Raw genomic sequence first — 13,646 nt, 5'->3', positions numbered from 1 at the left:
GTTGTATGTGCGCTTCCCTCACCTTCTCTGTCCCTTCTGCGCGATCTTGGCGCCGTTAGCAGCGTCAAACTGGCGCACTGAATCGATAAATTGCGTAACCAGACCGGGATGCTTTCGTCCGGGATAAGACTCGACTCCGCTCACCACATCCACGCCCCAAGGCTGTAGGACTTCCAGCGCTTCTTCTACATTCTCGACGTTGAGGCCGCCGGCGACGATGACCGGCTCTCGGAGTTTCTTGATCATCGGCTGGGCTTCGCGCCAGGCGAATGTCTTACCGGTGCCGCCGCGCTGCGGACCAGGACTGCTATCGATGAGCCAGGCATCCGGCTTTGAATCGCTTGCGCCTTCCAGCCTGTCCACCGTAGTGGCTTTCACGATCTTCACGCCTTCCAATTGCGTTCGGACTTGAGCGATGTAATATGCGTCTTCATCTCCGTGCAATTGCACGCCGGAGAATTTGCAAAAGCGCGCCGTTTGCACAAGGGTCTCGACGCTCTCATTTACGAAGACTCCGATTGTCTCTACACCTTTCGGAACGATGGTTCCAATCGAATACGCTGCGGTGTCCGTAACCTGTCGGGGGCTCTCGGCCATGATGAAGCCCAACGCATTGGCGCCTGCGCGGATCGCGATAACAGCGTCTCGCTCGTTCGTGGTCCCGCAGATCTTGATCCAGGTCACTGCCTTGCCACCTCGTGCTTGCCGGCGAGCTGGGCGGCATCAGCGCGCAGCTTGCGCAACGCATCTCCGGGACTTGGCTGGCGCATGAGTGACTCGCCTATGAGAAATGCCTGATAGCCAATCCCGCGCAGCCGGGCGATATCCGCGCCGCTGTGAATGCCGCTCTCCGCCACACGTAGCGCCTTCAAGGGAATTCTCGCGTTCAAGCGGATACTAGTTTCGAGTGAAACCTGGAACGTCCGCAGATCGCGATTGTTTACGCCAATTGTGTCGAAGCCTGCGGCGAGCGCTCGTTCGAGCTCCTCTTCATCGTGAACTTCGCACAGGATGTCGAGTTGCAAGTCTCTGGCTGCTGCGGAGAGGGTTCGGAGTTCGGCATCACTCAGAGCGGCCACGATCAATAAGGCAGCATCGCCGCCATATGCGCGTGCCTCGAGCAACTGAATTTCGTCGACGATGAAATCCTTGCGCAGACATGGAATCGTCACGTGCTGCGAAGCGATTCGCAGGTTTTCGAGTCCACCTTGAAAGTGCTTTTCTTCGGTCAATACTGAAAGGGCTGCGGCGCCTGCTTTGGCCATTTCCGGCCCGAGCTGGACAACAGAGAAATCGTCGCGAATCAAACCACGCGATGGCGACGCCTTCTTCAGTTCAGCGATCACTGCTGGCCCGTTCGCATCGGCTTCCATCAATGCCCGCCGGAAGCCGCGCGGCTTGTGATTGGCAGCCATCTTCTCCAGTTCGCGACGACGAGAAGGACTCACGCCTTCCGACAACTTCACTCGCGTTTCGGAGACGATTTGCTGAAGAATGGACGCCATGATGAATTCACTGAACTAACGTTGTACGGCAGGTTTGGAGCTTATGCCCGGTAAATCAAGAAGGCGACAGGATCAATATCGCCAGTATCGATAATACGAGACGTAGGAACGCCAGCAGCGGGAAGGCGCGAGTCTCGAGGCGACGGGAAACATTGCATGTAATTATCAGGCAAAGCAGGCTCTTGGGGCAACTTCGCGGTGTCTTTTTTAGGATTACTGCGCCGTGAGTGACAGCGTTCGGCAAGCTCGGGAGAGCTCTTCCGCAGCGTCGTGGTGCACGTTTCTAAGCTCCAGGCCATAGCGGTTTCCCGAACGGCTGCGCACAATGGCCAGCAACCGAAGACACTTTCGCGAAAATGGTGGGATGAATTCGAGATGTACCTGCTGGCCTTCCTCAAATTCGGCCGGGGCATACATCGAGAGGCCTCTTTCGCTCAGATCGTGTGCTCTGCCCTGAAACGTAGAAACTCCTGTCGCAGGTCCGGTGATCACACGTATCGCGAAATCAACTTTGAAGCGTGGCGCTTGCCGCTCGGCTGACTTACCAAATCGGGTTTGCACACTGGGGAGGTCGGGCCTCATCGCGTTGAGTATGAAGAACATCCCCTTGGGAATCAATGCACTTTCGTAACTGGTCAACCGTGGCTTCCCAAATTGGGGATAAGCCCTGTAGATGCAACTACTGCTCGATGATCCTGCGCTGTCGCAACACAGCAGTAACGCCGACCAGCACAAGAATCATGCCTAGAATCACTTGGATAGAGAGCTTTTCCCCACCCAGCAGCCACCCTAGTAACACTGCAATCACAGGATTTACGTATGCATAGCTAGCGACCCGTGTGGGCTCATCGTGCCCCAGCAGCCAGACATACGCGGTAAAAGCGATGATGGAGGCGCCGAGTATCAGGTAAACCATTGAGAAGACGACGCGACCATCGACTGTGCTGAAGGAAAACCGCCGCAGGTCCCCCAATGCTAACGAAACCAGCATCAGCGTTACTCCTCCGAGCAGCATCTGGATGCTCGCTGCCATCGGCTTCGAGGCAGGAAGTGACAATCGCTGCGACCAGATAGTGCCCACGGCCCAGGCAACGGTTCCAAAGAGCAGCGCGGCTAATGGCAGAAGTCCAATTTTTCCCGACGCGTGCCCCGGCGTCAGACTCAACGCAGTAACGCCACCCAGGCCGGAAACTGTACCGATGATCAAAGGCACGGGTGTCCGCGACCGAGATTTCATCCACTCAAATGCCGCAATCCAAACCGGAATTAGCGCCGAAACGATAGCGGCGATGCCTGAGGCGACGCGCTGCTCCGCCCAGAAGAGTGGACCGTAATTGCAGGCAAACATGCCTACTCCGAGCAGGAGAGCGCTGCGCCATTCATACAGTTTTGGCAGTGCAGCTCCACGCATTGCAGCCCAAACGAAGAGAATCAAGCCAGCACAGAAAAAGCGTACGCCGGCAGCCAGCAGCGGTGGCACACTGGCGACTATCACGCGGATCGCGAGGAACGACGCTCCCCACAAGAAGTAAATCGCAGCGTACGCGAGAACGCGAATGAACTTCGATGGAGCGGCGACGGAAGTCGCCGGAATTGAAGACATACACCATGTTAGCGGGCCGGGTGTCTAATAGAAGGGCTGGAGCGTTCCATTCGACTGATTGAAATTCCCGCGGTGGTTCACGGGGCCAGACTTGGAGCACAACCGCTAGAGCGATTGCCGCGCGACCTGTTGCCTCTCAAGCGTGTCGGCTGACATCCGAGACGCGGAAACCGTTCTTGAAACCGGATCGCGCAAACCGCTTGTTCAATTACTTCGCAAGCAATGACTTCCATCGCGCCCAGGCATCATCCCGGGCTTTCTTGTTGCCTTCGCTCGCATCGGGAGCTTCGCCGGCGCGCATAAAGCCGTGCCCTGCTCCGTCATAGGTTACCGGGTCATAAGTCTTGCCCGCGGCAGCCATGTTTTCCTTGGTTTGTGGGATCGTGGCATCGATGCGCGCGTCGTTACCAGCATAAAAGCCGTATACCGGGACATTGATGCGCTTCATCGCATCTTTATCAGGGGGCGGCCCATAAAATACGAAAGCCCCCTTTAGGTCGCTGCGGTTGGTAGCGAAGCGAAAACTCTGACCACCTCCCCAGCAGTAACCGGTTACAAAAAGCGTTCCGTTCGCTGCCGGTAACTTCTTCGCATAATCGGCGACAGCGCTCAGATCGGCGGTGACCTGGTCGGGATTGAGGTGACTCACTGCTTCAGTTACTTTGCTCTGATCTGAAAATGAGTTGGTTCGGCCGCCGTTCGGCCCAGCTCCGGAAAGAAGGTCCGGAGCCACGGCGATGTATCCAGCCTCGGCGAGTTCATCGGCGAGGTTCTGCACCCAGTCCGACATGCCGAAGATTTCGTGAATCACCAGAACCACCGGCCGCTTGTCCTTCGACTCCGGATACACAACAAAGGTCTCCACCGAGCGCCCGTCATGCTTGACCGTCACCCACTCACGATGGCGCGGCGACTTCTCAACCTTCGCGCGCGCCCAGTCCTGCGCAGCGGCAGCTTGAACGCATGCAAACAATGCGACCAGCAGCAAAACTCGTCTCATGTCGTTTGTCACCCTCAGAATATGGTCTGCAGCAATCGAAAACTATACTCGCACAGACCCGGGTTGTGCACCCGTAGCCCGCAACTGACTTACAATGGGAATATTACTTCTCATGCCCCGGCTCACATCATCAGACCGCAGAAAGCAGATATTAGAAGTCGCGACCGAACTCTTCGGGCGCCATGGGTTTGATGGCGTGACCACGCGTCAGATCGCGGATGGAGCGGGCATTACTGAGGCGATGGTCTTCCGGCATTTCGCCACCAAGGACGATCTGTACTGGGAAGTGCTTAGCGCGAAGTGTTCTCCCGACGAAGTTAAAAAGCGTCTCGAAGAGAGACTCCAGCAAGACGTCGAACCGCGAGAGATCTTTACCGCCATCGCGCGTTACGTTCTGAATCGAAATCTGCAGGATCCTGCCAAGAGCCGCCTGCTGCTCTTCAGCGCACTGGAGAACCATCGGCTATCGCAGCGCTTTTTCAAGACACATATGAGCGAGTGGTACGAGCTGTTGGCTGCGTACATTCGCCGGCAAATCGAGGATGGCAAATTCCGGAAAGTGGATCCCGTGCTCGCGGCGCGTGGATTTGTAGGCATGGTCTTTCATCATTATCTGGTTCAGGAACTGTTCGGGGGCGGCAAGTACCAGAGTTACGACGTTGAAGAGGTCGCCCAGACCATGGCGGAATTGTGGTTGAACGGCATTTGCTGCGAAACGGAACAGGACAGTTTGCAGACTACGCTAACCGGTTCGCGCTCCAGGAAAGTTCCCCTCACAATTTCCCCTTCTGAAAAAATCTAGCTTTCCTCCCTCGGCCGCTTGGATGCCCACTCCGCCCGTATTTCTCTCTTGACAATAAGTGCTAATAGGCTAGCATGTGCTAGTACACTAGCATAACGCGGAGCCCTAATGACGAAAAATGCACAGTGGCAACTAGGACGGCGGGAGCGGCAGATCATGGACATCGTATTCAAGCTCGGTCGGGCTTCCGTGACTCAGGTGCAGTCAGAGCTGCCCGATCCTCCGAGCTACTCCGCGGTACGCGCGATGCTCGGATTTCTCGAAGATAAAGGCTATCTCCGGCACGAACAGAACGGTCTTAAATACGTCTATACACCGACCACCGATCGCCAGAAGGCGCGGACTTCCGCGCTCGAGCACTTAGTAAGAACATTTTTCGGCGGCTCTGCCACCGAAGCAGCGGCCGCTCTGATAGAGCTGCCCAATACGGGACTAGCGGAAAAGGAACGGCTGCGCTTGCTCTCGGCCATCCAGAAGGCTAAGCAGGAGGGACGCTAATGATCTCGAACATCACCCAGGCGCTGGCGCATTCTGCACCGTGGTTGTTCGCCATCGTTGTGAAAGGCACGATCCTACTTCTCGTCACTACAGCGGTCGCTCAACTTTTGCGGAATCGCTCCGCTGCGCTGCGCCATTTGTTGCACTCCGCTGCCATGACGAGCCTGCTTCTGCTGCCTGGAGCAGCCTTACTGTTGCCCTCGCTGCGACTGGCCGTGCTTCCCACCACTACAGGCCAAGTGCAAAGCAGTCCGGCAGCTACGCTGCAAATGAATGCTCCACGCGCGCGAAGCATGCGGAAGTCGCCTAACGTCGGCGGTGTAATTGCGCCTTCGCCAGAGGTAACGATTCCTCGTTCCGCAGCCACTGAAGAACCTGTCACATCCGCGCAACGTGCGCCTGAATCTTCTTCCCCATTGGGGCAAGGGATGACACGCCTATCGACGCTGAACTGGAGCGGAGCTCTGGTTGCTGCCTGGATCTTCGGCTCGACACTCTTTCTGCTTCGAATGATTTGGCTCTCTCTGCGCTTACACGCGTTAGTCAGGCGCTCTATGCCTGTAGAGGCGATCACCTTGGGCTCTCGTCTTCGCTGGCTGTGTCGAGATCTGGGCATCCATCGTGAAGTCGTACTCCTCGCCAGCCACGAGCTCGATGTGCCTATCGCCGCCGGCATCTTCAACCCAAAGATCATCCTCTCTCCGCAGAGCGGTGAGTGGAGCGAAACCAGACGCCGGGCGGTGCTTTGTCACGAACTGGCACACGTGAAGCGGCTGGACGCGTTCACGCAACTGATCGCCGGAGTCGCGTCAGCTTTGTATTGGTTTCACCCATTGGTCTGGATCGCCGCTCGCGCGATGCGTGCGGAGCGCGAGCGTGCGTGCGACGACTACGTGCTTGCGTTTGGCACACCTGCCTCTGATTATGCGCACGAGTTAGTAGAGATTGTCTCTACATTACGGCGTCCGCAACCGGCTGCCGCGCTTGCTATGGCACGCCGCTCGCAACTGGAAGGACGAGTATTGGCGCTGCTGAATCCCAGCGTCAGGCACGGTACTCTGACACGGGGCATGGCTGCTGTCGTGAGTCTTGCGCTGTTTGCGTTTGCGCTTCCATTAGCTGCGGCAAGACTGCAAGAGCGTCCTGCCCCTACCGCTCCTGTAAGCCGCACGTCCTCTCCGGCGCCCGCTCCAGAGGCCACGAAGCCCGCAATTGTGGGCAGCAGCCGGCAGGAGCCGGCACCCCCATCTGAACCTTCTTCGCCACCAGAGCCCGCGCTTGCGCCAGCTGAGCCGAACGAACCCATCTCGGCCGCTGGGTCTTCCGTAAGTTTCGAGTACCACAACAATAGCGACCATCAGGACTCAACTTCGAATCCTGCGCCCTTTGTTTGCTTTGGTGGCAAGAATGCACAGCATACCAACATCAGCAGTCACACTGAAGACGATGGTCGTCGTAATTGGTCTGCTTCCTGGTCGGGAGGTCCGTGCACGGTCGACGCGCGCTCTAGTGGCATAGTTCGCTTCAACGCCGAAGCCACGGGAATCGAGAGCATCTCCCCGGGAGGATACTTCGAAGTCAACGAACGGATCGGCGACACTTGGCGGCGTCTGCGCATTGATCCCTCGGCGAATGGACAGCTCGCGTTTGTTTACAAGGTCAATGGCACGCAGCAGGAATTTGATTCTGCCGCTCGCACCTGGTTCGGAAACTTTCTCCGGGAGCTGGAGAGAGTCACGGGCTTCGCTGCAAGCACGCGTGTCCCTGCCCTGCTTGCAGAGGGCGGTCCGCAAGCTGTCTTGACCGAAATCTCGAATCTGAAAGCCGATTATGTTCGCCAGGTGTATTTCAAAACATTGTTCGAGAACGCCACGTTGCCGGCGCCTTTGCTGGTGAAGGCGCTTGATCAGGCTCGAAATGAAATCTCGACTGATTACAGTCTGGCTCAGGTTCTGCTGACGATCGCCGAAAAGTACGATTTGAATGAGGAAGCCCAGCGTGTTGCTTTCCTCAATGGCGCGAGCAAGCTGCGCACAGACTACGAGCACTCTCGCGTACTCATCCAGTTGCTAAAGCGGCCAAAGCTGTCGCCCCAACTTGTGCGCGCTACGCTGGAATCGGCAAAGACGATTCACACTGATTATGAGAAGTCACGCATTCTCACAACTCTCGCGAGCCTGAGTTCGTTCGACGAAAGCGAAATCTCTACTTACCTCGATCTCGCCAGTTCCATAAGCACAGATTACGAACATTCGCGCAGCCTGATGGCCCTGATGGAACATAACAAACTGACTGCGGCAGCAGTAACTCAGATTCTGAAGTCAGCCTCTTCGATCGGGACTGACTACGAGAAGTCTCGCGTCCTTCTGGCCCTAAGTGCGTCGAACAGCTTCGATGAGAAGCAAATCGGGACGTATCTCACTCTTGTAGACTCGATCGGCACAGACTACGAGCGCTCGCGAGACATGCTTGCACTGATGCAGCAACACAAGCTCGGTGCGGAGTCAGTAGCACGGATTATCGCTGAAACGCAGAAGATGGGGACTGATTACGAAAAGGCTCGAGTCCTCACCGAAGCTGCAAAGCGATACGAGTTGAAAGGATCCGTAAGAGAGGCGTACATCAAAGCCGCTAATTCGATCGGGACGGAGTATGAACGCAACCGCACGCTGGCGGCGGCCACGAAACGAGAAATTATCTAACGAAAATTTAGGTGGAAGATCAGGCAGCGCTCTTGTGATCGAGTTCATGCTCATCCACGTCCTTGCCGTGGACGGAAATGATGGGCTTCCGGTGGTGGTCCATATGCCCGTCTTCCTCGATGGCCGAGTATTCGACCGGAAGGCTGGCTGCTACTGCATGATCATCCTGTATGGCTTCGCCGTGCATGTCTGGCTCACTTTCCTCAGGAACTTTACCACTTTCCACCATCATTGCCAGAATATTCCGGCGGGTGGGTACGTATAGATCGAGTGGAGTCGATTCCTCCGCCTCGAACGGTAACAACGGATCCTCAGCTTTGAGCTTACGTGTCATGCGCCCTTCACTGCTTAGATGGGAAACGCATGTAACTGGAAACTGCTGCCCAGAGCTGCGGCTGCATACCTGTCGCTGCATCTTCCCACGCTCAAAGTGACATCTAAGAGTGGGCAGAAGCTGAGACGCTTCTGGTTCACAGCATGCAACCCCACTGGTTCAAAGCCTCGTCGCCCCTTGGCGTCGGAACTGTTCTGATTTTCTTCTCGCTGGCGATCATTCCGCTAGGTGCGCAATCGAACCGTGGCTCCACGCTGCTAGCTGGCGGAGCGTGGCATTTGCACTCTCGCATTCCCTTGGGCTACGACGCCCTCCTGCTGCACCCGGCTCGGCTCGGGGTCCAGATATTGGCATCGGCGGAAGTACCAGAGTTTGAAGGCTGGACTTTGACAGAACGAGGGAACAAAGTCGTACTCCTGGATTCTTCAGCTAGGCCGGTACGGTTACTGCCGAAGTCCATCACATTTCGCGTGACTGTGGGAACGCGCGACAAGTTCGGTGACTCCAATCCGATGCCCACTGATTGCACGAAGACCCTGAACGACTTCTTGCTGGACATGCATTTCCAGCTGCAAGTCTTTCGCGGAATGGAAATGCGACAGCTGGAGCCTGTGAAAACCTGGATGATAGGCGTTCCGGCGGACGAGCCTTCCGATGAACGCGTTTATCGTTCAACCTTCAAGGTTGAAGATGTCCGACCAGATGATCGCATCGTACTGCTGGTGACAGACAGCAGTGGCGCACGACTGACTAAGTTTCATCTGGAATTTCTGTAAGACGATCCTCTACGTATTCAGGACGGTAGCAACACCGAAGCGGAGTCCATCAAGGCCGGGTCTTCAAGCATCGATTCATCCAGAGCTGGCTCTTCCACTTCTTCCTGAATTTCCGCGAACAGATCGGGCGTTTGTTCTGCCTGAGCCATCCACACCGGTGCGAACGATTGTCGATGCAGTGGCGATGGTCCATGCTCGCGCAGGATCGCCTTGTGCTTGGGAGTGCTGTAGCCCTTGTTGGAAGCGAGGCCGTACAGCGGATATTGCCCGTCGAAGTCCCGCATCCAGCGATCACGTTCCACTTTGGCAATGATCGACGCTGCCGCAATCGAACAACTCAGTGCATCGCCATGAATGATTTTCGTCTGCTTTTGCTCTATGTTGATTTTGAGAGCGTCGACGAGGACGTGGTCTGGTACGGGCTGGAGACTCTTCACTGCTAACGCGAGGGCTTCGAGCGAAGCCCAGTAGATGTTGATTTCGTCAATGCGTGCGGCGTCGACCGACGCGATGGAATAACCGATGCAATGCTCGCGAATCCGCTCCGCCAGAACCTCACGCACTTCCGGAAGCAACAACTTGGAATCGCGCAGGCCGCGAATACGGTAATCCGGTTTCAGAATTACTGCGGCCGCAACAACGGGCCCAAAAAGCGCTCCGCGCCCGACCTCGTCTACTCCGGCGACGAGCTGTGCACCATCCGCCCAAGCAAGCTTTTCATACTTCGAAGTGCACTTCAGTTTCTTGAGCAGACGCAGCTTTAACGTGGACATCGAGCGCTGCTCTTCTCCCGGCTTGAGCAGCTTCAGATACTTCCTCGCCCGCTTGGATGGTTTCTTGACCGCCACTGCGGCGATAGTAGCAGTGTTTGATGTGGAGGGAGCGGTGGAAAAGAGGGAAAGAAGCTTCTAGCTCTCAACCTCGCGCAGTCGAGCCGACTTGCCCTTAAGCCCGCGAAGATAAAACAGCTTCGCGCGACGAACGCGGCTGCTGCGAACGTGCTCAATCTTGTCGATGACTTTGGAGTTTAGCGGGAAGATGCGTTCCACACCCTGACCAAAGCTGATCTTGCGAACCGTGAGGCTGGCCTGAGGACCGCCCTTCTTCGCAATGACGACGCCCTCGAAGGCCTGCAGACGCTCTTTGTCGCCTTCCTTAATCCTTACTTGAACGCGAACAGTGTCGCCTGGAGAGACCTGCGGGATGTCCTTACGCTGCAGCTTCTCCGCAACCTTAGCCATGATCGGTGAAATCGACATAATGAGTTCCTTTCGCACATACGTCGCACCGACCGCTGCCGGGCTACGCTCGGAATTTCTACGATTCGCTACGCCTGGCAGGTGAATCTTGGGGCGTTGCATGAGGTCTAAGGGCGCTTAGCACCCTGTAGACAAACATCGATTGTACCGCATCGGGAGCTCTTGAGTCAGCTCTATGGCCGTGCCCGTTGCAAATCCGCGACGATTCGACGATCTTCCTCGGTAAGCAATTCCGATTTCAAAAGCTCAGGGCGGTTTCGCAGCGTTTTCTCCAAGGCCTTGCGTCGACGCCAACGGCGAATCTCGTCGTGATTTCCCGAGGAAAGTACATCGGGAACTAGCCATCCGCTAAAGTCGGCGGGACGTGTGTAATGTGGATAGTCGAGGAGTCCGCCAGAGGCACACGTAGAGTCCGGCAGGCCATCCTGAGACGCGTGCACACTCGAACTAAAGCTCTCCTGGTGCGCCGATGCCTCATTGCCGAGAACCCCGGGAATCAGCCGCGTTATGGTGTCGACGATAATCGCTGCACCCAGTTCGCCCCCACTTAGCACAAAATCACCGACCGAAATCTCCCGGTCGGCAAGGTGCTCGTTCACGCGCTCATCGACTCCTTCATATCGCCCACAGATGAGAACTATGCGATCTAATTTGGCCAGTTCCTCTGCCTCGCGTTGATGAAAGAGTTGTCCCTGGGCCGATAGCAGAATTACCGATTCCCTTACTTCCGCTTGTAACCTCTTCTCCCGCGAATCCACGCGCAATGACTCAACGCACTCGAAAATCGGCTGCGGCTTCAGCACCATGCCCTCGCCCCCTCCGAAAGGACGATCATCGACCGTCTGATGGCGATCGTGAGTGAAGGCGCGGAGATCGTGGATATTCACTTCCACCAGCTTCTGTTCACGCGCCCGCCGCAGCACCCCGTAATCAAGCGGGCCGCGAAAGAAGTCAGGAAAGATGGTGATGATGTCGAAGCGCATCGCAGGAGTGAGTGCCGTTTGATGATTTTCGCAGAAACTCAGGCGACAAAGGCGAATCGCCTACTTCCGCTTCCTCACTTTCTCTGACAAAGGCGCATTCACGTCGAGCAGACCGGCGGGAAGGTTCATCTCGAGAACTTTTCGGGAAGCATCCAAGCGGACGACATACTCCTCGGCAAAGGGAATTTCGTATTCATCGCCCCGCCTGCGCACCACCAGCAACGGTGCAGCCCCGACACCTTGCCGAACATCCTCAATCTGACCGATTTCGCTCTGGCGACCGTCCGAGACGTCTAGCAAAACACTGCCGACCAAATCCCTAACGTAAACCATCCCAGCGTTCAGTTCAGCGCGCTTCTCAATCGGGAGCTGAACCAAGTATCCGGCCAGCAGCTCGGCGTCGGAGATGGAGTCTACGCCAGCAAATTTTAGGACCACGCGGCCCTTGTGAAACCAGTGATTCGCGAGACGGTATTCGCGGCGCTTAGCGTCATTCTCCGGGCCAAGCCAAAGCTCTTTGCGCTCGGCGAACTTCTCCGGAAAATCGGTCAAAATTTCGGCCAGCACCTCACCATGGCGGCCTTGCGGCCTGACGATGCGGGCAATGATGATGAACTCTTCGGACACGGACAGACGGTTTGACTCGAAGGGGTTTCGCCGGCTCCTCAAAGATTAGGAAAGATCCAGCCGAAGGCAACAATAGGGAAAATAACAGGGGATCGCTCGAATTCGATCTTAAAATCCACGAATTCTGCCCAAAAAATGCAAATTTCGTTCAAAACCAGCGAATTAACAGGGAATTCTGTGGATTTCTCCGTAGGCCTTTATCAACAAACCATTTAGCCGCATAAAGCGGAGGATTCAAAAGAACAACAGGAAACGATCACGGAATTTTCGCCCGGCAATGAACCCTTCCCTATCGGCTTAAGCTCCGCTGGCCAGTCCCGGCTGCGCGCTACCCGGGAGACCGTCCTCGATAATCTCGAGGCTATGGCGCTTGTGCAGTTTCATACTCGCCGCACCGATAATGGTTCGCAGGGAGCGTGCCGTGCGCCCCTGCTTGCCAATTACTTTGCCGAGATCACGTTGGGCTACCCGAAGCTCCAGCACAGTGCTTTCCGGGCCCTCGATAGCCTCAACGGTAACCAATTCGGGCTCATCGACCAGAGCCTTCGCAATATCCAACACAAGCGCTCGCACGTCTCCGCCCTGCTCAGTCGGCATAATCGACTCCCATATGGGCGGCCTCGGGCCACCCGACTTTCACCTGGAAGTACAACCCCCCGCACCCGCTAAACTTAGCGAGTCGCAGCATGATTAGGAGTCGGGGGACTAGCCCAGCTTTCTGTTCAACCGAATGACTGCGCGTTACGATTGCGTACCTTAGGCCGCGGTTACCGCCGGAGCGGTGGCCTTCGACATCAGTTTCCCCACTCTTTCAGACACCTGAGCGCCCTTTGAAACCCAGTGATCGATGCGTTCGCGCTTCAAATCCACCGTCGCGGGGCTGGTTCGCGGATTGTACAGACCGACTACTTCCAGCGCGCGTCCGTTGCGAGCGCGTTCTTTGTCGATCACGACTACACGGTAATAGGGCTGCTTGCGCGCACCAACGCGCGCTAGACGAATCATTAACACTGACGTTTATTTCCTTTCCTGCTTAGGCTGCGGGAATGCCTGTCCGTAATTCGGACAGTGGTGCAGCCGGACTATTGATTATGGCGTATCTTCAGGAAAAGTTACAAGTTTAGAGTAACCTGCGGAGCGGTACGTTAAGTCAGGCAGCTTTTGAGCCCGGTGGATTGAGAACTGGGTCCAAAAGCAAGCTTCGGGCCTCGGACGGCGTTACTGGTTCGTCCGCCGAGAAGAACTCCACCCCGTCTCGCCCTGCACGCATAGACAGGATGCCGCCTTCAGGGGCTCCAGCACTGTTGTCGTTCATCCGAACAAATTCATAGCGGATGATGTGGTTCTCGGTGTCGGCTGCGATTCGGACCTCGAGACCTGAATCGGGGCTGCTGACCGCGTATTCGGTCGAGCCCGCCTGGTTAAAAGCGGCCGAGCCTCCCTGGTCACGGTTGAACTTGTCAACGTCCTGCCGAAGCTCGATCCCGAGTAGCTCCCAATGCTTGAGGGCTGCATCGTCGAAGGTTCGCTCGTCGTTGATTGGATCCGCACTCACGA

General features: G+C 56.3%; 17 protein-coding genes. 4 read left to right on the top strand and 13 right to left on the bottom strand.

Features of this window, described 5'->3' with window-relative positions; all coding sequences use genetic code 11:
- Positions 1-18 precede the first annotated feature (18 nt).
- The 5 genes from VNX88_10465 to VNX88_10445 all read right to left on the bottom strand — a co-directional run bounded on the left by VNX88_10465 (position 19) and on the right by VNX88_10445 (position 4,108).
- A complete protein-coding gene (locus VNX88_10465) occupies positions 19-684 on the bottom strand; it encodes a phosphoribosylanthranilate isomerase (GenBank protein ID HWY69081.1) in 666 nt (221 codons plus the stop codon).
- Positions 681-1,505, bottom strand: a complete 825-nt coding sequence (gene trpC / locus VNX88_10460) for an indole-3-glycerol phosphate synthase TrpC (GenBank protein ID HWY69080.1) — start codon at positions 1,503-1,505, stop codon at positions 681-683. Before trpC ends, VNX88_10465 begins: the two co-directional genes overlap by 4 nt.
- A gap of 213 nt (positions 1,506-1,718) precedes the next feature.
- Positions 1,719-2,144: a PilZ domain-containing protein gene (locus VNX88_10455; GenBank protein HWY69079.1), complete on the bottom strand. Its 426-nt coding sequence runs from the start codon at positions 2,142-2,144 to the stop codon at positions 1,719-1,721.
- A 40-nt stretch (positions 2,145-2,184) separates the two neighbouring features.
- A complete protein-coding gene (locus VNX88_10450; protein ID HWY69078.1) occupies positions 2,185-3,108 on the bottom strand; it encodes an EamA family transporter in 924 nt (307 codons plus the stop codon).
- Between the two features lie 208 nt (positions 3,109-3,316).
- Positions 3,317-4,108, bottom strand: a complete 792-nt coding sequence (locus VNX88_10445; GenBank protein HWY69077.1) for a dienelactone hydrolase family protein — start codon at positions 4,106-4,108, stop codon at positions 3,317-3,319.
- Positions 4,109-4,220: 112 nt separating this feature from the next.
- Between VNX88_10445 and VNX88_10440 the strand changes: the two genes are divergently transcribed.
- The 3 genes from VNX88_10440 (at position 4,221) to VNX88_10430 (ending at position 8,110) form a co-directional block, all read left to right on the top strand.
- Positions 4,221-4,910, top strand: coding sequence for a TetR/AcrR family transcriptional regulator (locus VNX88_10440; GenBank protein HWY69076.1), 690 nt, complete (start codon positions 4,221-4,223; stop codon positions 4,908-4,910).
- 108 nt (positions 4,911-5,018) lie between these two features.
- On the top strand, positions 5,019-5,408 hold the full coding sequence (locus VNX88_10435; protein ID HWY69075.1) for a BlaI/MecI/CopY family transcriptional regulator: 390 nt from the start codon (positions 5,019-5,021) through the stop codon (positions 5,406-5,408).
- A complete protein-coding gene (locus tag VNX88_10430; GenBank protein HWY69074.1) occupies positions 5,408-8,110 on the top strand; it encodes a M56 family metallopeptidase in 2,703 nt (900 codons plus the stop codon). The genes VNX88_10435 and VNX88_10430 overlap by 1 nt, the downstream gene beginning before the upstream one ends.
- 19 nt (positions 8,111-8,129) lie before the next feature.
- Here VNX88_10430 and VNX88_10425 read toward each other — a convergent pair whose 3' ends face one another.
- Complete coding sequence (locus VNX88_10425) at positions 8,130-8,444, bottom strand: hypothetical protein (protein ID HWY69073.1); 315 nt, start codon at positions 8,442-8,444, stop codon at positions 8,130-8,132.
- A gap of 143 nt (positions 8,445-8,587) precedes the next feature.
- On the opposite strand from VNX88_10425, the gene VNX88_10420 reads away from it, so the two are divergent.
- Positions 8,588-9,220 carry a hypothetical protein gene (locus tag VNX88_10420; protein ID HWY69072.1) on the top strand — a complete coding sequence of 211 codons (633 nt, stop codon included), beginning with the start codon at positions 8,588-8,590 and terminating at the stop codon, positions 9,218-9,220.
- A gap of 17 nt (positions 9,221-9,237) precedes the next feature.
- On the opposite strand, the gene VNX88_10415 is transcribed toward VNX88_10420, so the two are convergent.
- The 7 genes from VNX88_10415 to VNX88_10385 all read right to left on the bottom strand — a co-directional run bounded on the left by VNX88_10415 (position 9,238) and on the right by VNX88_10385 (position 13,644).
- Complete coding sequence (locus VNX88_10415; protein ID HWY69071.1) at positions 9,238-9,993, bottom strand: ribonuclease HII; 756 nt, start codon at positions 9,991-9,993, stop codon at positions 9,238-9,240.
- Between the two features lie 135 nt (positions 9,994-10,128).
- On the bottom strand, positions 10,129-10,581 hold the full coding sequence (rplS, locus tag VNX88_10410; GenBank protein HWY69070.1) for a 50S ribosomal protein L19: 453 nt from the start codon (positions 10,579-10,581) through the stop codon (positions 10,129-10,131).
- Between the two features lie 71 nt (positions 10,582-10,652).
- Positions 10,653-11,462: a tRNA (guanosine(37)-N1)-methyltransferase TrmD gene (gene trmD, locus VNX88_10405; protein ID HWY69069.1), complete on the bottom strand. Its 810-nt coding sequence runs from the start codon at positions 11,460-11,462 to the stop codon at positions 10,653-10,655.
- A 60-nt stretch (positions 11,463-11,522) separates the two neighbouring features.
- On the bottom strand, positions 11,523-12,089 hold the full coding sequence (rimM, locus tag VNX88_10400) for a ribosome maturation factor RimM (GenBank protein ID HWY69068.1): 567 nt from the start codon (positions 12,087-12,089) through the stop codon (positions 11,523-11,525).
- Between the two features lie 297 nt (positions 12,090-12,386).
- Entirely contained in the window at positions 12,387-12,686 is a 300-nt protein-coding gene (locus tag VNX88_10395) for a KH domain-containing protein (protein ID HWY69067.1), read from the bottom strand.
- A gap of 159 nt (positions 12,687-12,845) precedes the next feature.
- Entirely contained in the window at positions 12,846-13,094 is a 249-nt protein-coding gene (gene rpsP, locus VNX88_10390; GenBank protein HWY69066.1) for a 30S ribosomal protein S16, read from the bottom strand.
- A gap of 145 nt (positions 13,095-13,239) precedes the next feature.
- On the bottom strand, positions 13,240-13,644 hold the full coding sequence (locus VNX88_10385) for a hypothetical protein (GenBank protein HWY69065.1): 405 nt from the start codon (positions 13,642-13,644) through the stop codon (positions 13,240-13,242).
- Positions 13,645-13,646: the final 2 nt, after the last annotated feature.

It is taken from the genome of Terriglobales bacterium, assembly GCA_035567895.1.
Taxonomy (GTDB): Bacteria; Acidobacteriota; Terriglobia; order Terriglobales; family Acidobacteriaceae; genus Gp1-AA112.
The sequence above is the reverse complement of the archived record's forward strand: the minus strand, read 5'-3'. Positions and strand labels throughout refer to the sequence as shown.

Coding starts and splice junctions, on each gene's coding strand:
- VNX88_10435 (HWY69075.1), top strand. CDS start 5,019: ATGACGAAAAATGCACAGTGGCAACTAGGACGGCGGGAGCGGCAGATC.
- rplS (HWY69070.1), bottom strand. CDS start 10,581: ATGCAACGCCCCAAGATTCACCTGCCAGGCGTAGCGAATCGTAGAAAT.
- VNX88_10420 (HWY69072.1), top strand. CDS start 8,588: ATGCAACCCCACTGGTTCAAAGCCTCGTCGCCCCTTGGCGTCGGAACT.
- VNX88_10425 (HWY69073.1), bottom strand. CDS start 8,444: ATGACACGTAAGCTCAAAGCTGAGGATCCGTTGTTACCGTTCGAGGCG.
- trpC (HWY69080.1), bottom strand. CDS start 1,505: ATGGCGTCCATTCTTCAGCAAATCGTCTCCGAAACGCGAGTGAAGTTG.
- rpsP (HWY69066.1), bottom strand. CDS start 13,094: ATGATTCGTCTAGCGCGCGTTGGTGCGCGCAAGCAGCCCTATTACCGT.
- VNX88_10440 (HWY69076.1), top strand. CDS start 4,221: ATGCCCCGGCTCACATCATCAGACCGCAGAAAGCAGATATTAGAAGTC.
- VNX88_10450 (HWY69078.1), bottom strand. CDS start 3,108: ATGTCTTCAATTCCGGCGACTTCCGTCGCCGCTCCATCGAAGTTCATT.
- VNX88_10430 (HWY69074.1), top strand. CDS start 5,408: ATGATCTCGAACATCACCCAGGCGCTGGCGCATTCTGCACCGTGGTTG.
- VNX88_10445 (HWY69077.1), bottom strand. CDS start 4,108: ATGAGACGAGTTTTGCTGCTGGTCGCATTGTTTGCATGCGTTCAAGCT.
- VNX88_10395 (HWY69067.1), bottom strand. CDS start 12,686: ATGCCGACTGAGCAGGGCGGAGACGTGCGAGCGCTTGTGTTGGATATT.
- trmD (HWY69069.1), bottom strand. CDS start 11,462: ATGCGCTTCGACATCATCACCATCTTTCCTGACTTCTTTCGCGGCCCG.
- VNX88_10415 (HWY69071.1), bottom strand. CDS start 9,993: ATGTCCACGTTAAAGCTGCGTCTGCTCAAGAAACTGAAGTGCACTTCG.